20 protein-coding genes and 1 riboswitch are annotated in these 19,585 nt (G+C 54.5%); of the genes, 17 read left to right on the forward strand and 3 right to left on the reverse strand.

Annotation, left to right across the window (positions count from 1 at the left end; genetic code table 11):
- Window positions 1–3: 3 nt before the first annotated feature.
- The gene (locus WCY20_RS13540; protein ID WP_345975913.1) at window positions 4–900 is read right to left on the reverse strand and encodes a NifU family protein; all 897 of its coding nucleotides are present in this window, start codon (window positions 898–900) and stop codon (window positions 4–6) included.
- A gap of 138 nt (window positions 901–1,038) precedes the next feature.
- Between WCY20_RS13540 and WCY20_RS13545 the strand changes: the two genes are divergently transcribed.
- The 17 genes from WCY20_RS13545 (at window position 1,039) to WCY20_RS13625 (ending at window position 17,919) form a co-directional block, all read left to right on the forward strand.
- Window positions 1,039–1,431, forward strand: coding sequence for a NifB/NifX family molybdenum-iron cluster-binding protein (locus WCY20_RS13545; protein ID WP_345975914.1), 393 nt, complete (start codon window positions 1,039–1,041; stop codon window positions 1,429–1,431).
- Window positions 1,413–1,655: a hypothetical protein gene (locus tag WCY20_RS13550; protein WP_345975915.1), complete on the forward strand. Its 243-nt coding sequence runs from the start codon at window positions 1,413–1,415 to the stop codon at window positions 1,653–1,655. The genes WCY20_RS13545 and WCY20_RS13550 overlap by 19 nt, the downstream gene beginning before the upstream one ends.
- 3 nt (window positions 1,656–1,658) lie before the next feature.
- Entirely contained in the window at window positions 1,659–2,261 is a 603-nt protein-coding gene (locus tag WCY20_RS13555; RefSeq protein WP_345975916.1) for a hypothetical protein, read from the forward strand.
- A 20-nt stretch (window positions 2,262–2,281) separates the two neighbouring features.
- Window positions 2,282–2,794 carry a hypothetical protein gene (locus WCY20_RS13560; protein WP_345975917.1) on the forward strand — a complete coding sequence of 171 codons (513 nt, stop codon included), beginning with the start codon at window positions 2,282–2,284 and terminating at the stop codon, window positions 2,792–2,794.
- 486 nt (window positions 2,795–3,280) lie between these two features.
- The gene (locus WCY20_RS13565; protein WP_345975918.1) at window positions 3,281–4,303 is read left to right on the forward strand and encodes a sensor domain-containing diguanylate cyclase; all 1,023 of its coding nucleotides are present in this window, start codon (window positions 3,281–3,283) and stop codon (window positions 4,301–4,303) included.
- 187 nt (window positions 4,304–4,490) lie between these two features.
- A riboswitch (guanidine-I (ykkC/yxkD leader) is annotated at window positions 4,491–4,591 on the forward strand.
- Window positions 4,592–4,639: 48 nt separating this feature from the next.
- Complete coding sequence (locus WCY20_RS13570; protein ID WP_345975919.1) at window positions 4,640–5,710, forward strand: putative urea ABC transporter substrate-binding protein; 1,071 nt, start codon at window positions 4,640–4,642, stop codon at window positions 5,708–5,710.
- Window positions 5,711–5,719: 9 nt separating this feature from the next.
- Entirely contained in the window at window positions 5,720–6,544 is an 825-nt protein-coding gene (locus WCY20_RS13575) for an ABC transporter permease (protein WP_345975920.1), read from the forward strand.
- On the forward strand, window positions 6,541–7,305 hold the full coding sequence (locus tag WCY20_RS13580; protein WP_345975921.1) for an ABC transporter ATP-binding protein: 765 nt from the start codon (window positions 6,541–6,543) through the stop codon (window positions 7,303–7,305). Before WCY20_RS13575 ends, WCY20_RS13580 begins: the two co-directional genes overlap by 4 nt.
- Window positions 7,306–7,398: 93 nt before the next feature.
- Window positions 7,399–8,136 (forward strand): urea amidolyase associated protein UAAP1, encoded by a 738-nt coding sequence (locus WCY20_RS13585; RefSeq protein WP_345975922.1) that lies wholly within the window; start codon window positions 7,399–7,401, stop codon window positions 8,134–8,136.
- Window positions 8,137–8,146: 10 nt separating this feature from the next.
- Window positions 8,147–8,767 carry an urea amidolyase associated protein UAAP2 gene (locus WCY20_RS13590; protein ID WP_345975923.1) on the forward strand — a complete coding sequence of 207 codons (621 nt, stop codon included), beginning with the start codon at window positions 8,147–8,149 and terminating at the stop codon, window positions 8,765–8,767.
- Window positions 8,768–8,771: 4 nt separating this feature from the next.
- On the forward strand, window positions 8,772–9,779 hold the full coding sequence (locus WCY20_RS13595; RefSeq protein WP_345975924.1) for a fatty acid desaturase: 1,008 nt from the start codon (window positions 8,772–8,774) through the stop codon (window positions 9,777–9,779).
- Between the two features lie 9 nt (window positions 9,780–9,788).
- Entirely contained in the window at window positions 9,789–10,571 is a 783-nt protein-coding gene (locus WCY20_RS13600; RefSeq protein WP_345975925.1) for an N-acyl homoserine lactonase family protein, read from the forward strand.
- 175 nt (window positions 10,572–10,746) lie between these two features.
- Complete coding sequence (gene uca, locus WCY20_RS13605; protein WP_345975926.1) at window positions 10,747–14,352, forward strand: urea carboxylase; 3,606 nt, start codon at window positions 10,747–10,749, stop codon at window positions 14,350–14,352.
- 9 nt (window positions 14,353–14,361) lie between these two features.
- Window positions 14,362–15,213: a sugar phosphate isomerase/epimerase gene (locus tag WCY20_RS13610; protein ID WP_345975927.1), complete on the forward strand. Its 852-nt coding sequence runs from the start codon at window positions 14,362–14,364 to the stop codon at window positions 15,211–15,213.
- A complete protein-coding gene (locus WCY20_RS13615; protein WP_345975928.1) occupies window positions 15,210–16,094 on the forward strand; it encodes a DMT family transporter in 885 nt (294 codons plus the stop codon). The genes WCY20_RS13610 and WCY20_RS13615 overlap by 4 nt, the downstream gene beginning before the upstream one ends.
- Before the next feature lie 105 nt (window positions 16,095–16,199).
- Window positions 16,200–17,534 (forward strand): allophanate hydrolase, encoded by a 1,335-nt coding sequence (gene atzF / locus WCY20_RS13620; RefSeq protein WP_345975929.1) that lies wholly within the window; start codon window positions 16,200–16,202, stop codon window positions 17,532–17,534.
- Window positions 17,527–17,919, forward strand: coding sequence for a hypothetical protein (locus WCY20_RS13625; RefSeq protein ID WP_345975930.1), 393 nt, complete (start codon window positions 17,527–17,529; stop codon window positions 17,917–17,919). The genes atzF and WCY20_RS13625 overlap by 8 nt, the downstream gene beginning before the upstream one ends.
- Before the next feature lie 35 nt (window positions 17,920–17,954).
- Here the strand turns inward: WCY20_RS13625 and WCY20_RS13630 are convergent, their stop codons facing one another.
- Together WCY20_RS13630 and WCY20_RS13635 are read right to left on the reverse strand one after the other, a co-directional pair.
- Window positions 17,955–18,362 carry a hypothetical protein gene (locus WCY20_RS13630; RefSeq protein WP_345975931.1) on the reverse strand — a complete coding sequence of 136 codons (408 nt, stop codon included), beginning with the start codon at window positions 18,360–18,362 and terminating at the stop codon, window positions 17,955–17,957.
- A gap of 97 nt (window positions 18,363–18,459) precedes the next feature.
- Window positions 18,460–19,584 carry an ABC transporter permease gene (locus WCY20_RS13635; protein WP_345975932.1) on the reverse strand — a complete coding sequence of 375 codons (1,125 nt, stop codon included), beginning with the start codon at window positions 19,582–19,584 and terminating at the stop codon, window positions 18,460–18,462.
- Window position 19,585 lies beyond the last annotated feature (1 nt).

Here is a 19,585-nt window from a genome sequence, read left to right on the forward strand (position 1 = left end):
CTCCTACATCAGATAAAGTACGACATTTTTGTCGATCAATGTCTCAAACTGATCGAGTAGCATATCGGCCGTGGAGGTCGAACCGAGATGGCAGCCCGAACAGGCACCCAGGTAGTTCAGCCAGATCTGCGGCGTCTCTCCGGGCACATAGTTCACCAGCTCGATGCCGCCGCTGTCCGCTTCGAGCATCGGACGGATCTTGGTCTCAATGAGATTGACGACAAGCGCCAGCTGCCGCTCGGCATCGAGCGAATGAAACGGCGCATTGCGTTCGCTTGTCAACGAGGCGTTGCTGACGTAGGTAATAAGCCCCTGGGCCTGCGCATTGTTGTTGTGCGCTGCCGTGATCAGGTAGCGCATCGCCTCCGCCGTCTTGCCGCTTTGACGGTAGAGCATACCCGCCTTAAGCTGGGCATCGACATGCCCGCCGTCAGCCGCTTTGGCATAGTATTCAAGGGCTTTTTCAGCGTCTGCCTTGACGTGCATTCCCTTTTCATAAAAGATAGCGAGCGAATTAAGCGCCTGGATATCCCCCTCGTCTGCCGCGCGTTTCAACCACTGCATCGCGGTCTCTTCGCTCTGTTCGCACCCCTTGCCTTTCATATGCATCATTGCAAGGTTGAGCATCGCTTTAGGGTTTGCATCGGCATCCTGTGCAAAAAGTCCGTACGCCTCGTCGAAGCGGTTTGTCTCAAACGCTTCCACTGCTTTTTCAAATGTTCCTGTCATATCTTTCTCCTTTTTTTTACGCTGTTCGTTTAGCTGTTCATACGCATCTCTTTGCGCCTCTTCATAAGTATCGCCTATCCCTTTGATATCGGGGAAATCAACAAAAACAGCCATACAGCCGTCACCGTCTTCGTTTGAAAATCCGTAATAGTCGAGTTCGTAATGTCTCATCCGGGTTCTCCTTACAGGCGCTGCCCCTTGATGACCCATGGGCCTGTCAAAAGGTGTGCGTTGCTACCCTAGATATGCATTTGATATTCTAGAACAGGATATGCATTTGGATTGCCATATGTTATTCAAGGAGTCAATATGATTGCTATACCAGTCGACTCGGCGGTTCCGGAGATCAGGTCGTCAAAACTTTTCGGCAACGTCCCGATATTCGCCATCTACAAACCTGACGACGAAGAGTTCTTCCTTGTCAAAAACCAGGAAGCCGGCGACGGCATCAAAACCGCCAAGCAGCTTAAAAAATGGGGTGTCACGGACGTCGTCTACTCCTATATGGGAAAGGGACCTTTCACGGCGCTTGAAGAGGACGGTCTGAATATCTATTACATCGGAAAAGAGCCGATGCCGCTGTTTCAGGTCATCAAAAAACTTGAGGCGGACGCTTTTATAAAAGTTGACGCAGACAATGCGGCGAGCTATCTCGATCCGGGAACCGAAACAGGAGAATGCAGATGCGGATGCGACAGCTAGGTGACGAGATCATCACACCGGAAATGCAGCAGATAAAGACCATGATCATTGAGACCTATGCACAGCGTGATGCCATTAAAAATGAGATGGAGATGTGGTACAACACCTATCCGGGTACCCACTTTCCGAAGATGAACGAACTGGTTGTCACCGATGCCACGCTTTCCAAGCTGGACTCGTTCTATAAACAGCTGTGGGATTACCACAATGCAAGGTCTGTCTGATCCATGGACGAAGCGTATGCCAGAAAAGCGCGCCTGATTGACGACATAAGCAGCATTGAGCAGTACCGGCCGATTCTTGAAAGGGATGATTTTCAAAGCGACGAACCGCATTGGCGGTGCATCAGCAAAAACACCATCAGTCTTTTTCAGGTCCTGATAGACCAGGACCTGAGTGATCTGGTCAACGTGCTTGAGCACTATCCCCGCTACGTTGAATGGGTCTGTGAGCACTTTCGCTATGCCTACAGCTACAGCGAAAATGAAGCCGATGTCGATGCGGCTTCAAGACTGCTATTCATGGGCGAGACCTACTTCTCGAAACAGTTTGTACGCAATGTCGTGCGCAAACTGCCAAAGTTCGAGGAGATGAGTCTTGAAGAGCTCGGACAGTTTGCTGCACAGATCGCAAAGTGCCACCATGACTGGCACCCCATCATCACCAACCACTGCTGTGACAGTTTGACAGAGTCCATTGCAAAACGCAACCTGCATCCTTTGCAGCGTATCGCCCTGATCAAACCGATTGCGGCCATAAAACGCCAAAAGACCTATGAATACGATGCCGAAGACCGCGATGCGGTCTTGGACATACCCTATATGACCTAACTCAAAACAAAGGATAAATAATGGATTATGAGACACTAAAAACGGAGCTTTTAAAACTTGCAAGAAATGCTTTTGAGACGGCCTGCACCCTTCGTGAGAACCAGCGCATAGAAGTCTATCTCAACAACGGCGAGCCGATGAGCTCAGACTGCCTCGAAGAGAATGAAGAGATCATCTACGGACCGGAACGCGTCCTCTGTTACCAGGTCTTTGGGCACGACTACCTGGAAGATGAGATCAAGACCTGGATAGACTACGCCCGGGTTATCCCCCAACCAAGTGATGATGCACCGATGCCCGAACCCACAAACATAGAGACGTCCATTCGTGAGCTGATAGACGAGATCGCTAAACGCAACGGTGTCACGGGCGACGCCGTCAGCTCTTTTGAGGTTTTTGCCAATCTGCCTATGGACCTTCTTGGAAGTATAGAACAGCAGATCATCGAATACTGGTGGAATGCGAAAGAAGAGGAAAACGGCAAGAAACTCGCGCTTGAACAGATATATGAAGCCATTGGTCAGGAAGCCTAAACACCCCTCTTCAAAGCAATATACCTAATAGAACAGAGAAGAATAAAGGTTCAATACTTCTATAGGGAAAAGCACCCGGTATCTACAATGAATGACCAGCCTCGGTTACATCTTTGTAATAAGAGACCTTTTCTATCTCGACAAGGCAGATAACGCAGTCAAGGTCTCGTATAGACCGCCACCCAAAACTTCATACTCTCCAGGGTTGCTAACTTTCAGATAATGCAAAACAATATATTTATACACATTGCCTGTTTTCGTCAATGCGGCATACAATACAGACTGCCGAATCCACTTTCACTGCGAAGACAAAATGCTTGTCGGCGCCGTCTGACGGCCTGCACCCCTTCACTTTGCGCAAGGCCAAACACTTTAGCGGACAAACTAAAAAGAGACCGTAACCGGAGGTGACTTTATAATAGAGTATAATAGAATAAAATCGATACGTATCTTAAAGGACTTTAGAAATTCCGATCGAGTATTCCTATGAAAAAACGCTATGTTCACAACAGCCTTAACGAAGCCGAAAATACCCTCAGTCACATTCTTGAGATCATTCAAGAGGGTGTATGGGACTGGAATGCGCTCAGCGGCCATGTCGAACGCAGTCCCGGCTGGTACAGCATGCTCGGCTACGATGTGGACTGCTTTAACAAAGATGTCCTTACCTGGGAAAATGTAATCCACCCCGAAGACTATTCCCGTGTGATGCAGCACTTTGAGGATTATCTCAACGGAAAAAACAGCCACTACTGCATCCAATACCGATGCAAATGTGCTGACGGCGGCTATCTCTGGATCGAGGATGTTGCAAAGATCATTGAACGTACTCCCGAAGGAAAGGTCGCAAGAATGATCGGCGCCCATCAGAACATTCATGCTGCCAAAACGGCGAAGGATGAGCTCAACCGGCAAAACGAATTGCTGCGCAACGATAATGCCACGCTTGAGAACCTTATCCGCGAACGCACCCTTGAACTCCACCAGCTCAACATCGCCCTGCAGCAGCAACTCGAACAAATCGGCCATATCGCCAACCATGACAAACTGACCGCAGTCTATAACCGCCATATGTTTGAGGAGGTGTTTAGAAAAGAGATCAGCCGGGCAAAACGTTATGACCGTCCGCTATCACTCGTTATGGTCGATGTCGATTATTTCAAAGAGATCAACGACCGTTACGGCCACCAAAACGGAGATGCCGTCCTGCGCGATCTTGCCGCCACCCTGCAAAAAAACCTGCGCGACTCCGACATTATCGCCCGCTGGGGAGGGGAGGAGTTTATCATCATTCTGCCCAACACCCCGTTTGAACAGGCCGTCATCATAGCCGAAGACCTTCGCGCCACCATCGCCGAACATCGATTTGACGAAGGGATCCATCTTACCTGCAGCTTCGGCGTAACCGCCTACCGGCAGGAAGACACTACCGATACTATCTTTGCCCGCATCGACAAAGCGCTCTACCGGGCCAAAGAGTTTGAACGCAATAACGTCCAAGCGATGTAAATACTTCCCTCATAACCCTCGTTCATCACTAATCACTTTCGTATTCTTCTTTGTTCTCTTTTTCCAAAATTTTTCCTCCAGAAGCAGATTGGCTATTTTTTAATCATATTATCGTATATCCTTACGACAAGCACTGGTACAATAGTGCTTAGAAAACATGTCATGAGGTTGAAAAACCTCACACTGTCTAATAGACGGCTAGGGTTCCGGCAGAGCGATCTGTGTCTGGTCCGAGAGCTGTCAACCTCTTGAGTAGGGGTTACACGGAGGGATAAAAGCCCGGGAGGTTTTCGGCCTCTTGGCGTGTTTAATCCCAAACCTACTCAGGAGTTTCGCATGAAATCTCTCTTCAAATCCACCTCAAAACTATTAGTTGCCACATCGTTGGTCATGGGTCTTGGCGCGTCATCATTGATGGCGGATGTCAAAGACAAGTTCCAGGTCTCGTGGACGATCTATGTCGGTTGGATGCCTTGGGATTACGCCCAGGAAAAAGGCATTATCGACAAATGGGCCAAGAAATACGGCATCGAGATCGAGATGGTCCAGGTCAATGACTACATCGAATCGATCAACCAGTATACGGCTGGAAAATTTGACGGCTGTCTGATGACCAATATGGACGCCCTGACCATTCCTGCAGCGGGCGGTGTTGATTCGACGGCTGTTATTATGGGCGATTTCTCAAACGGAAACGACGGTATCCTTTTAAAAGACAAGAAAGATCTTGCTGACATCAAAGGCCAGAAGGTCAACCTTGTCGAACTCTCTGTCTCCCACTATCTTCTTGCACGTGCACTTGAAACGGTCAGCATGAGCGAAAAAGACGTGACAGTCGTCAACACCTCGGATGCTGATATGGTTTCGGCATACGGTTCGGACGAGATCACCGCAATGACAACATGGAACCCGCAGCTTAGCGAGATCATGACGAACAACAAAAGTGCCAACCTGGTCTATGACTCAAGCAAGATCCCGGGCGAGATCATCGACATGCTCGTCATCAATACCGAGACGCTAAAAGACAATCCGAAACTGGCAAAAGCGTTGACAGGTGCATGGTTTGAAGTGATGGCACTGATGAAAAAAGGGGATAAAGAGGCCCTTGAGTTTATGGCTAAAGCTTCCGGTACAGACCTCAAAGGCTACAAAAGCCAGCTTGACTCGACGATGATGTTCTACGATCCGGCCGAAGCGGTCAAGTTCGCTGACAGTGCCGACCTTCCGAAGACGATGAAAAAAGTGAGCGAGTTCTCATTTGACCACGGTATCCTCGGCGAGGGTGCACCGAATGCAGAGTTCATCGGTATGGCGTTTCCGAACGGCAAAACCTTCGGCGACACCAAGAACATCAAGCTTCGTTTCATCGACACCTACGTCAAAATGGCTGCGGAAGGGAAACTGTAAGGTACTCCTATGAAACGATTTATGAACCTCAGGCCGTCCAAAGCTACGGCCCTTTTTCTGGGATTGCTACCGTTTTTCATTCTTGTTCTCTTCTACCTCGTTGCGTCCGACGCACGGTTGGCCGAGAACCCGAACGACAAGCTGCTTCCCTCTGTGTCAAGCTTCGTGGAGGCCGCCGACCGTATGGCCTTCACACCAAGCAAGCGTACGGGCGAGATCCTTTTTGTCGAAGACACGGTCTCCTCTCTCGAACGCCTGGGCCTTGGGGTTCTTATCAGTGCCGTTCTGGCACTGCTCATGGGGATCCCTCTGGGGCTCATCCCCTTTGTGCGTGCGGGGCTTTCGCCTTTCGTAGCGGCCTTTTCCATGGTGCCGCCTATGGCTGTTTTGCCCATCTTATTCATTGTCATCGGCATGGGTGAGATGGCTAAAGTAGCACTGATCGTCATCGGTGTTACCCCGTTGATCGTCCGCGATCTCCAGCAGCGTGTTTCGGAGATCCCTGCCGAACAGCTTATCAAAGCGCAGACCCTGGGTGCTTCAACCTGGACCATCGTCGTCCGCGTCGTCTTGCCGCAGGTCCTTCCGCGTCTCTTTGACGCGGTGCGCCTGACACTGGGAACGGCATGGATCTTCCTGATCTCTGCCGAAGCGATCGCGGCCACCGAAGGTCTGGGTTACCGGATCTTCCTGGTGCGCCGTTATATGTCGATGGATGTGATCCTGCCGTATGTGGCGTGGATCACCTTCCTCGCCTTCTTGTTCGACTACCTGCTCAAGAAGTTTACCTACAAGGTCTTCCCTTGGTATGATGCCGGAAAGGAGCGTTCATGAGCCTCGTTACTATAAAACACCTCTGGAAAGAGTATGCAGGCAACGTCGTCCTTGAGAACCTGTCGCTCAACATCGAAGCCGGTGAGTTCTGTACCCTTGTCGGTCCTTCCGGCTGCGGTAAGACCACCTTCTTGAAGATGCTGCTTGGACAGGAGAACCCTTCGCGCGGTACCTTCTTGCTTGACGGCGAGCCGTTTCCCAGCGAACCGGGCGTTGACCGCGGTATCGTCTTTCAGCGCTACTCGGTCTTTGAACACCTGAGTGTGCTTAACAACGTCATGCTCGGCATGGAGTTCGAAGAGTCCCGTATCCTGGGAAAACTCTTCGGAAAGAGACGCAAAGAGGCCAAAAAACGTGCCATGGAGATGCTCGAAGCGGTCGGTCTGGCCGATTCGGCGGACAAATACCCGAGCGCCCTTTCGGGCGGTATGCAACAGCGTCTCTCCATCGCCCAGGCCCTGGTCAAAAAACCGAAGATCCTGCTGCTCGACGAACCCTTCGGGGCACTCGATCCGGGAATCCGCGCCGACATGCACGCGCTGATCCTTGACTTGTGGAAGAAGAACAACCTCACTGTGGTCATGGTCACCCATGATCTCCATGAGGGCTTCTACCTGGGCACGCGTCTGCTGGTCTTTGACAAGGTCCGACACGACCCGCATGCACCGAATGCCTACGGCGCGCGCATCACTTACGACATCCCTGTCGGCGATACGCGTGACGCCGTACTTGAAGAGATCGATAAAACCGTGAAGGTTTAATAACAGGAGGAAGAGCCTATCTTCCAGTGCCGTTGGACGACTTGCGGCATCATGACAACCGGGACGGCCCGAAACAATCATGAAGGAGAAACAATGATAACAACACATAAAAATTTGAAGACCGAAGATATTATTCTCGACGAAGTCCTTCCCGGCGGTGCCCGCTGGTCGAAGGTGATCAAACGCGGCGACAAGCTGCGTATCACGACCGAAGACGGCCTAGGCTCTCTTTCGGCCATGTTTTACAATGCCGACAATACGGCGGAGCGTTTCAACTCTGCCGACACAGTCAAGATCCAATACAACGCCTTTTTCGGCAAAGGAAGGGTGCTCTATTCGGAACTGGGCCGCGTGCTTTTTTCGATCACCGAAGATACGACAGAGGGGCTGTTTGATGCAATCGCAGGGATAAGCAACCCCCGTATTGTCAAAGAGCGTTTTGGTGAAGGCGACTTCGAGCATATCCGTAACCGTTACTACAAAAGCGACAGAGAGAACTTCCTGGTCGAACTGGGCAAATACGGCATGGGGAAACGTGACATGATCCCGGCTATCAACTTCTTTCGTAAAGTGGACGTTAAAGAGGGAAGCAGACTGGAACTTTCATCCAAACGCGCCCAGCCCGGAAGCTATATCGAACTGCGCGCCGAGATGAACGTACTTCTTGTACTCTCAAACACGCCGCATGTCATGGAAGAGGGCGGGTACAATCCGAGTGACGTTCAGCTGACACTCCATAAAGCAGCCCCGGTGACAGAGGATGACCTCTGCGTGAACTTCAGCCCACAATCGAAGCGTGCTTTCATCAACAACGCACGCTATTTTGCCTAAGGAGACAACGATGAGCAGAGATATTTCAACAGCAAGCTATAACGAAAAGATCGCGGCCGGCGTGCCGTGGTCGAAGGTGGTCAAGAAAGGCCAGACCCTCCGTATTATTGATCTTAAAGGGTGCCAGGCGGTCGATACGCTTTTTTACAATGCCAACGACCATGAAGAGCGTTACTCCGCCAATGACACGGTCAGAGAACAGGGAAGCATCTTCGTGACGACCGGTACGAAACTCATCTCCACCGATGACAATGTCATGATGGAGATCACCGCGGACACCTGCGGCAACCATGACACCCTGGGCGGTCACTGCAGCGCCGAAAGCAACACGGTACGCTATTCGCACGATACGAAATACATGCACAGCTGCCGTGACAACTACCTCTTTGAGATCGGTGAGCTGGAGATGGACCCGAGGGACCTGACCAACAACATCAACTTTTTCATGAACGTTCCGGTCGAAGAGGACGGCCACCTCGCCATCGTTGACGGTATCTCCAAACCGGGTGACTACGTCGACATGAAAGCGGAGATGGACACGCTGGTGCTGGTCTCCAACTGCCCGCAGTTGAACAACCCGTGCAACGCCTACGATCCGTCGCCTATTCAAATGGTTATCTGGGACGACTGAGACCATGAAAACGGCCGCCAGACTCTTTAGATTTGACGACGCCCTGCTTCCCAACCTTTTGGCGTGGGGCTATATGTTTTCAACCTACATCTTCGGGTTTGCGGCGATCCTTGCCGATTCGTTTTGGCTCAATGCCGCAGGCGTACTGCTGCTCGCGCACAGCATGGTAATAGCGGCCTACTTCATCCACGAATGCGCCCATGAGTCACTCTTTAAAAGCAGCCGCCACAACCGGCTTTTCGGCGAACTGCTGCTCTGGCTGACCGGGACTTCCTATAGCGACTACAGGGCCGTTCAGCGCAAACATGTGCGACACCATATGGACCGGGCCGACATCGTCTCGTTTGATTTCCGTACCCGTCTGCAGGCGTATCCGAAAACATTAAAGCTCATTGAGACACTGGAGTGGTTCTACATTCCGGCGTTGGAGTTCATGATGCATGGACTGGTACTCGTACTGCCGTTTGTGAAAGAGAACCGTAAACAGTTGCGTTCGCGTATCGTGACGGTTGTGATCCTGCGCATCGCCTTTTTTGCCGTGCTGGCCGGCATCTCGCTGAAGGTGCTGCTGCTCTATCCGATCGCCTACATGCTCTTTTTGACCGTGATGCGTTTTATGGATGTCCATCAGCACACCTACGATCTCTATGAGACCCTTGACCAGCCGAGCGGCGATGAAGTCAAACAGTATGACGGTGCCTTTGAAAAGCGCAACACCTTTTCCAATCTGCTTTCACTAAAGTACCCGTGGTTAAACCTTCTTGTACTGAACTTTTCGTATCACAATGTCCACCACGACAAGCAGATACAGCCCTGGTACCGTCTGCCGGCGCTCCATAAAAAGCTTTACGGCGACAATACAACACAGGTTCTCTCTTTTGCCAACCTGCTCAAAAGCTACCACCGTTACCGCGTGCAGCGGGTGATCAACTCGGATGCGACCGATATCGATGTCCATAAGGGCAGAGACTTCATCGGCGTCGACGGCGTCTCGTTCCTGACGGCGCATTAAGGAGAAAATATGACACAGGTTAAAAAATTCTGGCCCATCCTCACCGGCACCCACCGCTATGAAAAAACGCTTTCTACAAGAGGCCACGGTGAAGGAATTATCATAACTGCTCCAATTTTAAGCTATTTGATTGAAACAGTCCATGGGAGAATATTGTATGATGCCGGATGTGACTACTCCAAGATCGTAGACGATGTCAAACGCCGACACTTTTACGAACACGAAGGCTTCCCTTTCGGGCCGCCGACAATGGAGGAGGAGCAGCGTCTTCCCAACCGCCTTGCCGAACTCGGCCTGAAAAAAGAGGACGTGGACGTGGTCTTCTGCGGCCACCTCCATTTCGACCACGCCGGCGGGGTGTGCGAATTCTGTCATGCCGAAGTGCATGTGCACGAACGTGAACTGGAAGCGGCAAGAGAACCGGCGGATGAGGCCTATTTCAAAGAGGACTTCGACTGTCCGGTCAACTGGCGTGTCTATAAGGGCGAGTATGACCTGGTACCCGGTGTCCGGGCTATCGAGAGCCCGGGCCATACGGCCGGGCACATGTCGATGCTGATCGAGCTTCCCAAAGGAAAACCGATCCTGCTTGCCGGCGATGCGGCAGACCTGCAGGAGAACATCGACCGGGAGATCGCTCCGGGACTCTGCTGGCGCGATAATGAAGCGATGGCCATAGCGAGCATCAAGAAGCTCAAAAGCCTCGCCAAGGAGACAGGAGCCGAACTCTGGCCCAACCATGACATAAGGTTCTTTGAAAGCCGAAACCGCTTTCCGAAGTACTTTCACTAGAAAAAGTGCCTTGGGAAAATCCCAAAACACTGCGCTAGCCGCTGAAGCTTGCCCCTTTGGGGCAGAAGGAAACTTTAACCAACGCCCTGGGGTGCGCAACCCCACCTGCTGCTGGACGGCCTGCAGCAGGTATCCGAACGGGACGGCCCGAAAACCTGAACATGAGGACAATAGAATGTTTAAAAAAGTTTTAATTGCCAACCGCGGCGAGATCGCCTGCCGCGTTATCCGTACACTCAACAAGATGGGCATCGCCTCTGTCGCTGTCTACACTGCCGCCGATACCGACTCACTGCATGTCAGTATGGCCGATGAGACCTACTATATCGGTCACGGTCTCGCCAGCGAGAGCTACCTCGATGCGGAGAAGATCCTTTCTATCGCCAAAGAGAGCGGCGCCGAGGCCATTCACCCCGGATACGGTTTTTTAAGCGAGAATGCCGCCTTTGCCGAGCGCTGTGAACAAGAGGGGATCGCCTTCATCGGACCGCGCACGACGCACATGAAAGAGTTCGGGCTCAAGCACACCGCCCGCGCCCTCGCTAGAGCGAACAGTGTTCCGCTGCTTCCGGGCTCTTCCATCCTGAAAGACCTTGACGAGGCCAAAGAGGAGGCGGAACGTATCGCCTACCCCGTCATGCTCAAAAGTACGGCCGGCGGCGGCGGTATCGGGATGCAGCTCTGCTATGACGAAGCGGAGCTTTGTGATGCCTACGAGTCGGTCAAACGCCTGAGCGAGAACAACTTCTCCGACGGCGGTATGTTCCTGGAGAAATATGTCGCCTCGGCCCGCCATATCGAGGTACAGGTCTTCGGTGACGGCAAGGGTTTTGTGGCCGCGCTCGGCGACCGCGACTGTTCGGTGCAGCGCCGTAACCAGAAGGTGATCGAAGAGACCCCGGCGCCGGGCATCAGCAGCGAGACGAGAGAGGCGCTTTACAGTGCGGCAACAGCGTTGACCTCTTCGGTAGACTACCTTTCGGCGGGGACGGTAGAGTTCGTCTATGACACCCTGAGCGACGAGTTCTACTTCCTCGAGGTCAACACGCGTCTGCAGGTCGAGCACGGTATCACCGAAGAGGTGACCGGCGTCGATCTTGTGGAGTGGATGATACGCCAGGCCTACGGTGAGAACCCCGCCCTCTATGACTACACCCATGCACCTACGGGACACTCCATACAGGTACGTATCTATGCGGAGGACCCCTCCAAGAACTTTCAGCCGAGCTCGGGCGTCCTGACCAACGTGGTCTTCGCCGATGACATCCGCTGCGATACTTTCATCGAAACCGGTCTTGATGTCTCCGCTTTCTACGACCCGATGATCGCCAAGCTGATCGTCAAGGGCGAAGACCGTCAGGACGCCCTCAAAAAGATCGCAGACGCGATCAAAGGGACCAGCATCGACGGTATCGAGACCAACCTGCGCTATCTCGGCGCCATCGTCGTATCGGATGTCTTCGAAAAGGGCGAACAGACGACGAAATATCTTGACAGCTTTGCCTATACGCCCAACAGCATCGACGTGCTGCGTCCGGGAACACAGACCACCGTGCAGGACTACCCGGGCCGCAGCGGCTTCTGGGATATCGGCGTACCGCCTTCAGGACCGTTCGACAGCTTCGGTTTCCGCTACGCCAACCGTCTCGTCGGCAACGACGAAAAAGCGGCCGGGTTGGAGATCGCCATTGCAGGACCGACACTGCGTTTCAACACCGACAGCGTCATTGCTCTCTGCGGTGCGGAGATAGAGGCTACGCTCGAGGGTGAAGCGATTTCGATGAACGAAGCGGTAGCAGTCAAGGCGGGCAGCACCCTCAAACTGAAGAAGGTGCAGAACCGCGGCTTCAGAAGCTACCTTGCCGTACGCGGCGGGTTTGACGTTCCGGAGTACCTCGGCAGCCGCTCGACCTTTACCCTTGGGCAGTTCGGCGGCCATGCGGGACGCACGCTTATAGCCGGTGACGTCCTGCATATCGGGACGATGACGGACGGCGAAGCCGCCGAGAAAACGGCAGCTCCGTACCGCCCGCTCGAGAACAACTGGGAGATCGGCGTCCTCTACGGCCCGCACGGTGCCCCGGACTTTTTTACCGATGATGATATCAAGACCTTTTTCGAGACCGAATGGGAGATCCACTACAACTCCAACCGTACGGGTGTACGCCTGATCGGGCCGAAACCGCAGTGGGCACGGACCGACGGCGGCGAGGCGGGGCTTCACCCCTCCAACATCCACGACAACGCCTATGCGATCGGCGCGGTCGACTTTACCGGCGACATGCCGGTCATCCTCGGTCCCGACGGCCCGAGCCTCGGCGGTTTCGTCTGCCCGGTGACCATCATCACTGCCGAACTCTGGAAGATGGGGCAGCTCCGCGCCGGCGACAAGGTCAAGTTTGTCCCTGTCGAGCACGACACCGCGATGGCGATGCTCAAAGCGCAGGAGGAGGCCGTCGCTTCGCTCTCTACCTACGACGAACGCGCTTTCCTGGCGCCGAAACCGATCGGTTCGCCGATCCTCTACAGCGACCCGGGCAAAGGCGACCTTCCGGATGTGGTCTTCCGCCAGTCGGGCGACAGCTACCTGCTGGTCGAGTACGGCGAGATGACGCTCGACATCGAGCTGCGTTTCAGGGTCCATGTATTGATGGAGGCGCTCAAAGAGGCAGATATCGAGGGGATCACCGACATCACGCCGGGTATCCGTTCGCTTCAGCTCCATTTCGAACCGAAGGTGTGCGACCGTGCGGAACTCATCGAGAAACTCAAAGAGATCGAGCTGACCCTCCCCTCCATCGAGGATATCGAAGTCCCGGCGCGTGTTGTCCACCTGCCGCTTTCGTGGGATGACGAATCGACGCGTGTCGCCATCGACAAGTATATGAAGACGGTCCGCCCCGATGCGCCGTGGTGCCCGAGCAACATCGAATTCATCCGCCGTATCAACGGCCTCGACAGTATCGAGGAGGTCAAAAAGATCGTCTTCGGCGCCAACTACCTGGTGATGGGTCTGGGCGACGTCTACCTCGGTGCTCCGGTCGCGACTCCGCTTGACCCACGACACCGTCTGGTCACGACCAAATACAACCCGGCACGTACCTGGACGCCGGAGAACGCCGTCGGTATCGGCGGTGCCTATATGTGTGTCTACGGCATGGAAGGCCCGGGCGGCTACCAGTTCGTCGGCCGTACCGTGCAGATGTGGAACCGCTACCGTCAAACGGCGGATTTCAAGGAGGGCAAACCGTGGCTGCTGAACTTTTTCGACCAGATCAAGTTCTACGAGGTAAGTGCCGAAGAGCTTCACCATATGCGCGAAGAGTTCCCGCGGGGCCGTGTCAAACTGAAGGTCGAGGAGACCACCTTCAGCCTTAAAGCCTACAAAGCGTTCCTTGAGACGAACGACGACTCTATCAAAGAGTTCAAGCAGATCCAGCAGGCTGCATTCGACGAAGAGCGGGCGATGTGGGAACGCACCGGTCTGGCCAATTTCAAGAGCGAGAGCGGCGAGGTGCTTGAGCAGGAGATGGAGATTATCGATCTCGGCGATAACGGCGAAGCGGTCGAATCACCGGTCCAGGGGAGCCTCTGGAAGGTGACGGCCAAGCTCGGCGATATCGTCGAAGAGGGGGAGGTGCTTGCGATTGCGGAATCGATGAAGATGGAGGTCGACATCGAAGCACCCGAGTCGGGCAAGATCACCAAAGTGCTCTGCCATGAGGGCGAAAACGTCCATGCCGGCAAGATGCTCTTCGTCATCGAACCGCTGGAAGCGTAGGCGGCAGGTATGCAGCTGCAACTCTTCAAGACGATGTGGGGCTTCGAGGGAGATTTCGAGAACGCCTGTATTGAGGCCAAAGAGGCCGGTTTTGACGGCATCGAAGGCCGGGCGCCGAAAGATCCGCAGGAGCGCCTCCGCTGGAAAAGATCTCTTGAGAAGCATGGTCTCGCCTATATCGCCGAGATCGTGACCGGCGGGGATTATGTCCCGCGGCGTGATCTTGCTCCCGCAGCCCATCTGCAGGACATCGAAACGGCGCTCGAAGAGAGCAGGGAGCTTTCCCCGCTCTTCGCGACCTGTATAGCAGGGTGCGATGCCTGGAGCGAAGCGGAGAGTATCCGTTTCTTCGACGACGCGATGCAGCTGGCGAACAAACACGGTGTGGCGGTCACCTTCGAGACGCACCGCAGCCGCTGCCTCTTTACCCCGTGGGCAACACGGCGTATTGTCGAGGCGCTGCCGGAGATTTCGCTTACGGCGGACATCAGCCACTGGTGCGTCGTCTGTGAACGGCAGATGGATACCGAACTGGAGATCATCGCCGCGATCGCCCCGAACGTCCGCCATATCCATGCCCGCGTCGGATACGATCAGGGACCGCAGGTACCGCATCCCGGTGCACCGGAATATGCCTCCGCACTGGCGGCACACCAACAGTGCTGGGAGCTCTTCTGGGAAGCGCAGCAGGCCGAGGGCATGCAAACAACGATGACCCCGGAGTTCGGACCCGACGGCTATCTGCACACCCTTCCCTTTACCCAGGCCCCGGTTGCCGATCTCTGGACGCTTAACCGCTGGATAGCAAATGAAGAACGCTGCCACTACAGCAAGTATCAGGAAAAAAAGGCTCTTATATGAGATCACATCTGCCCGTCATCATCCTTTTCGGCGCCTCCATACTCTGGGGGCTTACCTGGCTGCCGCTTAAACATATCAATGCTCTCGGTATCGACGGTGTCACCCTCACCTTCCTGGTCTACGGTCTGCTGGCACTGGTATTGACACCGCTTCTGCTGGTACAGTTTTCAACATGGCGCATGCACACCAAAGCAATGCTGCTGATCCTGATACTTGGCGGCGGAGCCAACCTCGCCTTCACCTATGCCCTTGTCAACGGTGAAGTGATCCGCGTTATGGTCCTCTTCTACCTCCTGCCGGTCTGGGGCGTGCTCGGCGGCAAGTTCTTTCTGAAAGAGGAGATCGACCGCTGGCGCTGGCTTGGTGCTTCGCTGGCTGTTTTCGGCGCTTTTTTTATTCTCGGCGGCTTCGAAGCTCTCGACGCACCGCCGTCGTGGATCGACCTGATCGCCCTGCTTTCCGGGTTTTTCTTCGCCATGAACAACCTTGTTTTCCGTGCCGCCCAGGCGGTACCGGTCGGCTCGAAGATCACCGTGATGTTCTACGGCTGTTTTGCACTGGCCGGGCTGCTGCTAATTGGCGGCGTGGAACAGCTGCCGCAGGTAGTTTCCGGTGATGCATGGCTCGCACTGGCACTCTACTCTCTGTTCTGGCTGCTGATCGCCAATATCGGTTCCCAGTGGGCCGTCACCCATATGGAAGCGGGCCGCTCTTCGATCATCATTATCATGGAGCTGATCACCGCCGTTATCTCGGCGATGCTTATCGCGCATGAGACGATGATCCCTATCGAGATGGCAGGCGGCGTCATGATTCTTACGGCCGCCTTTATCGAAGCCGCGCGCACCAAAGATGACGAAATACCCGAGACCACTATTTAGAGAACGCTATATGAGCAAAAGCCCATGTAGCTACGCTGGCCGCTAAGGCACAAAATGAGTGAAACACTTGCCCCGTTCAGGGGCAGAATGACACAAGGAAGAACTATGACAATCTCACAACTTAAAAACGATTATATAAATAAAATATCGACACCCCGGGAGCTGATGGCAGCGATCAGAAAACGGATCGAAGCCCATGCCGAAAACCCGATCTGGATCCATCTTCTCAGCGATGAGGAGCTGGAGCCCTACCTGGCACGCCTCGAAGAGAGCGATCCGGCATCCTTGCCGCTCTACGGCATCCCCTTTTCCATCAAGGACAACATCGATCTTGCCGGTGTTCCGACGACTGCCGCCTGTCCCGACTTCAGCTATGTTCCCGAGCGCTCCGCCTATGTCGTGGAGTTGCTGATCGAAGCTGGGGCGATACCTGTCGGCAAAAGCAACCTTGACCAGTTCGCTACCGGTCTGGTCGGAACCCGTTCGCCCTACGGTGCCGGCCGTAACAGCATCAACCCTGACTACATTTCGGGCGGTTCAAGTTCCGGGAGTGCCCTGAGCGTTGCTCTTGAGATGGCAGCCTTTTCACTCGGGACCGACACCGCCGGTTCGGGACGTGTTCCGGCTGCCTTTAATAACCTCGTGGGCGTCAAACCTTCCAAAGGGGTATTGAGCACTTCGGGACTGGTACCGGCCTGCCGCAGCCTCGACTGCATCTCTATCTTTGCCAACACCACCGAAGATGCCCGGTGCGTCTTTGACATCGCCGCCGCTTTCGACGAGAGCGATCCCTACAGCCGTCCGATGCCGGTGACACAGAAGAGTCTACTCTCCACTTTCAGGTTCGCTATCCCGAAAAAAGAGCAGCTGAAGTTCTTCGGTGACGATGAGGCCGAAACCCTCTACTACAAAGCGATCGAACTTTTTGAAAGTATGGGCGGCACTGCGGTTGAGAGCGACTTTTCGCCTCTCTTCGAAGCCGCCGACCTGCTCTACTACGGCCCCTGGGTCGCCGAACGCTACGTTGCTGTCAAGGAGATGATGGAAGAGAAGCCCGAGAGCTTTATTGATGTCACAAGAACCATCATCCAATCCGGAAAAAGTAAAAGCGCGGAAGACTACTTTAACGCGGAATACAAGCTCAAAGCCTACCGTCGCCGGGCCGACAGACTGATGGCCGATGTCGCCTTCGCTTTGACGCCGACGACAGGGACCATCTACACCATCGACGAGGTCAACGCCGACCCGATCCAGCTCAACACCAACCTGGGCTATTACACCAACTTCATGAACCTGCTCGACTTCTCGGCCTACGCCGTTCCGGCCGGCTTCAGGAAGAACGGTCTGCCCTTCGGCGTCACCCTCTTTGCCGAAGCATTCGAGGACCGCAAGCTGATGCAGTTTGGCGAAGCGTACATCCGAAAGGCATCCCATGGCTGAGTTCATCGATATCGCCGTCTGCGGCGCCCACATGCGCGGCCTGCCGCTCAACCACCAACTTACCGAACTCCAAGCCATCTTTATTAAGGCGACCAAAACGGCCAAAGGGTACCGCCTCTTTAACGTCCCTGAGAAAGTGCCGCCGCGCCCCGGTATGGTACGCGACCGTTCGTCCGAAGCAGCGCTTGAACTCGAAGTGTGGTCGATGCCACTGGAAAACTTCGGCGCCTTCATGGTGCAGATCACCTCACCGCTGTGCATCGGGACGGTCTTTTTGGAAGACGGTTCTTCGGTCTACGGCTTTCTGTGTGAGAACGACCCGCTCAAAGGGGCCGAGGAGATCACCGTCCACGGCGGCTGGAAAAACTACCTCGCAGCACGCTGAGACGAGAACGCACTGTTTTTACCGAGGGGGCACCTTTAATGCTGTACCCGTAACAGGACCTGAAACGTGCTCTCCGCCCCGATATCATCACGATCGACGGTGACACTCAAGTCCTCCCCGACGGTCGCAATGATCTCCACCTGCTTTCCGGCGTCACGGTAAGTCACCAGCCCCGCCTCCTGTTCCGCCGACAACCCGGGCATGACGCTCTCAATATAACCGTTCAGGGCCGCTATGTCCGAAAAGGTGCGCCCGGTGATACCCGCGATCAGCGTCTGCATGGCGTCGAAAGTGATAACACACTGCAGGCAGTCCTTGTTGGCGCGGCTGATCCCCTCGTTGGCAAACGAGACGATCCCGCTCGACTGGATCGTTCGGAGCTCCTCCATCGTGATCTCTTTGGAGCCGTACCGCGCTTTAAGTTGTGAAAACGTCGTGATCATACTGTCCCCTTTACCTTGAACGCGGATGGTTGCTCCGCTCTTTAGCGATACAGATGCATAATCCGTTCATTTACCGCTCCCGGTGACAACCGCCCCTTTACGACCCCGATGCCAGGCTTCGGCGGAAAAGTATCAGCGTCAGCGTGAAGAATATCACCCCGATCCCGAGAATGGCCAGCATGTCGGGCCAGACGAGATCGAACCCTGCACCACGGTAAAGTACAGCCTGGGCCATGCTGACGAAGTGGCTCGTCGGCAGTAGGTGCATAATCTGCTGCACCATGAAGGGCATGCTCTCAAACGGCGTGATCGTACCGGAGAGGACCATCAGCGGCAAAAGGGTCAAGATGAGGATCAGCCCGAACTGCGGCATGCTCCGCGCCACCGTCCCCATGAAGATCCCCATGGAGGTGGTCGAAAAGAGCATCAGGAACCCGCCGAAGAGAAAGAGCAGCGTTGAGCCTTCCACCGGTACTTTCAGGATCTCCTGCAAGACGACGTAGAGGGCGAAGGCCGTTGCCGCAAGCACGACCACCGCCATCGACCACACCTTCGCCAGCATGATCTCCAGAGGGTTCAGCGGCATCACCATAAGATGCTCGAGCGTACCGTGCTCGCGTTCGCGGATCAGCGACGCCCCGGCCAGGATGATCGCCAGCATCGAAATATTGTTGATGATCTCCATCACACCGCCGAACCAGCTGCTTGTCAGGTTGGGATTGTATTTCATCCGTATGGCGAGCTCGACGGGCAGGCGGCCGCCGTGGCTGCCGCTGAGAAAATCGGAGACCTCGTTCGTGATCATCTGCTGAATGTACCCCGCCCCGATACCCGCCTGGGCCATACGCATCGCATCGATGTTGACCTGGATGGAGGGCTGTTTTCCGGCAAGCAGCTCTTTTTCGAAACCGGAGGGGATGTTCAGCACGAAGGTGTAACGCCCGGCATCCATGCCCGGATCGACCTCGCTGCGCGATATATATTGCGGCGTCTGGAAGCGCGGGCCGTAGAAGGCGTCCACGATACGGCCGGAGAGGACGGAGCGGTCCGCATCGACGAAGGCAACGGGAACGTTGCGGAGCTCCGTGGAGGTCGCCGTCGCACCGACGTAGATACCGATGGAAAAGGAGTAGACGATCAGGATGATCATCACCTTGTCGTGCCAGAGGCTTCGAAGCTCTTTGATTCCGAGACGATAGATATTGCGTAGGTGCTGCATCATC

Origin of the sequence: Sulfurimonas sp. HSL3-7, assembly GCF_039645985.1 — a bacterium.
GTDB classification, from domain to species: domain Bacteria; phylum Campylobacterota; class Campylobacteria; order Campylobacterales; family Sulfurimonadaceae; genus Sulfonitrofixus; species Sulfonitrofixus jiaomeiensis.

Excerpts from the sequence above, each read along its gene's own strand:
- WCY20_RS13555 (WP_345975916.1), top strand. The coding sequence starts at position 1,659 with ATGGACGAAGCGTATGCCAGAAAAGCGCGCCTGATTGACGACATAAGC.
- WCY20_RS13630 (WP_345975931.1), bottom strand. The coding sequence starts at position 18,362 with ATGATCACGACGTTTTCACAACTTAAAGCGCGGTACGGCTCCAAAGAG.
- WCY20_RS13625 (WP_345975930.1), top strand. The coding sequence starts at position 17,527 with ATGGCTGAGTTCATCGATATCGCCGTCTGCGGCGCCCACATGCGCGGC.
- WCY20_RS13590 (WP_345975923.1), top strand. The coding sequence starts at position 8,147 with ATGAGCAGAGATATTTCAACAGCAAGCTATAACGAAAAGATCGCGGCC.
- WCY20_RS13560 (WP_345975917.1), top strand. The coding sequence starts at position 2,282 with ATGGATTATGAGACACTAAAAACGGAGCTTTTAAAACTTGCAAGAAAT.
- WCY20_RS13540 (WP_345975913.1), bottom strand. The coding sequence starts at position 900 with ATGAGACATTACGAACTCGACTATTACGGATTTTCAAACGAAGACGGT.
- WCY20_RS13550 (WP_345975915.1), top strand. The coding sequence starts at position 1,413 with ATGCGGATGCGACAGCTAGGTGACGAGATCATCACACCGGAAATGCAG.
- WCY20_RS13565 (WP_345975918.1), top strand. The coding sequence starts at position 3,281 with ATGAAAAAACGCTATGTTCACAACAGCCTTAACGAAGCCGAAAATACC.
- WCY20_RS13610 (WP_345975927.1), top strand. The coding sequence starts at position 14,362 with ATGCAGCTGCAACTCTTCAAGACGATGTGGGGCTTCGAGGGAGATTTC.
- WCY20_RS13600 (WP_345975925.1), top strand. The coding sequence starts at position 9,789 with ATGACACAGGTTAAAAAATTCTGGCCCATCCTCACCGGCACCCACCGC.
- WCY20_RS13545 (WP_345975914.1), top strand. The coding sequence starts at position 1,039 with ATGATTGCTATACCAGTCGACTCGGCGGTTCCGGAGATCAGGTCGTCA.
- WCY20_RS13570 (WP_345975919.1), top strand. The coding sequence starts at position 4,640 with ATGAAATCTCTCTTCAAATCCACCTCAAAACTATTAGTTGCCACATCG.
- uca (WP_345975926.1), top strand. The coding sequence starts at position 10,747 with ATGTTTAAAAAAGTTTTAATTGCCAACCGCGGCGAGATCGCCTGCCGC.
- WCY20_RS13580 (WP_345975921.1), top strand. The coding sequence starts at position 6,541 with ATGAGCCTCGTTACTATAAAACACCTCTGGAAAGAGTATGCAGGCAAC.
- WCY20_RS13585 (WP_345975922.1), top strand. The coding sequence starts at position 7,399 with ATGATAACAACACATAAAAATTTGAAGACCGAAGATATTATTCTCGAC.
- atzF (WP_345975929.1), top strand. The coding sequence starts at position 16,200 with ATGACAATCTCACAACTTAAAAACGATTATATAAATAAAATATCGACA.
- WCY20_RS13635 (WP_345975932.1), bottom strand. The coding sequence starts at position 19,584 with ATGATGCAGCACCTACGCAATATCTATCGTCTCGGAATCAAAGAGCTT.
- WCY20_RS13615 (WP_345975928.1), top strand. The coding sequence starts at position 15,210 with ATGAGATCACATCTGCCCGTCATCATCCTTTTCGGCGCCTCCATACTC.
- WCY20_RS13595 (WP_345975924.1), top strand. The coding sequence starts at position 8,772 with ATGAAAACGGCCGCCAGACTCTTTAGATTTGACGACGCCCTGCTTCCC.
- WCY20_RS13575 (WP_345975920.1), top strand. The coding sequence starts at position 5,720 with ATGAAACGATTTATGAACCTCAGGCCGTCCAAAGCTACGGCCCTTTTT.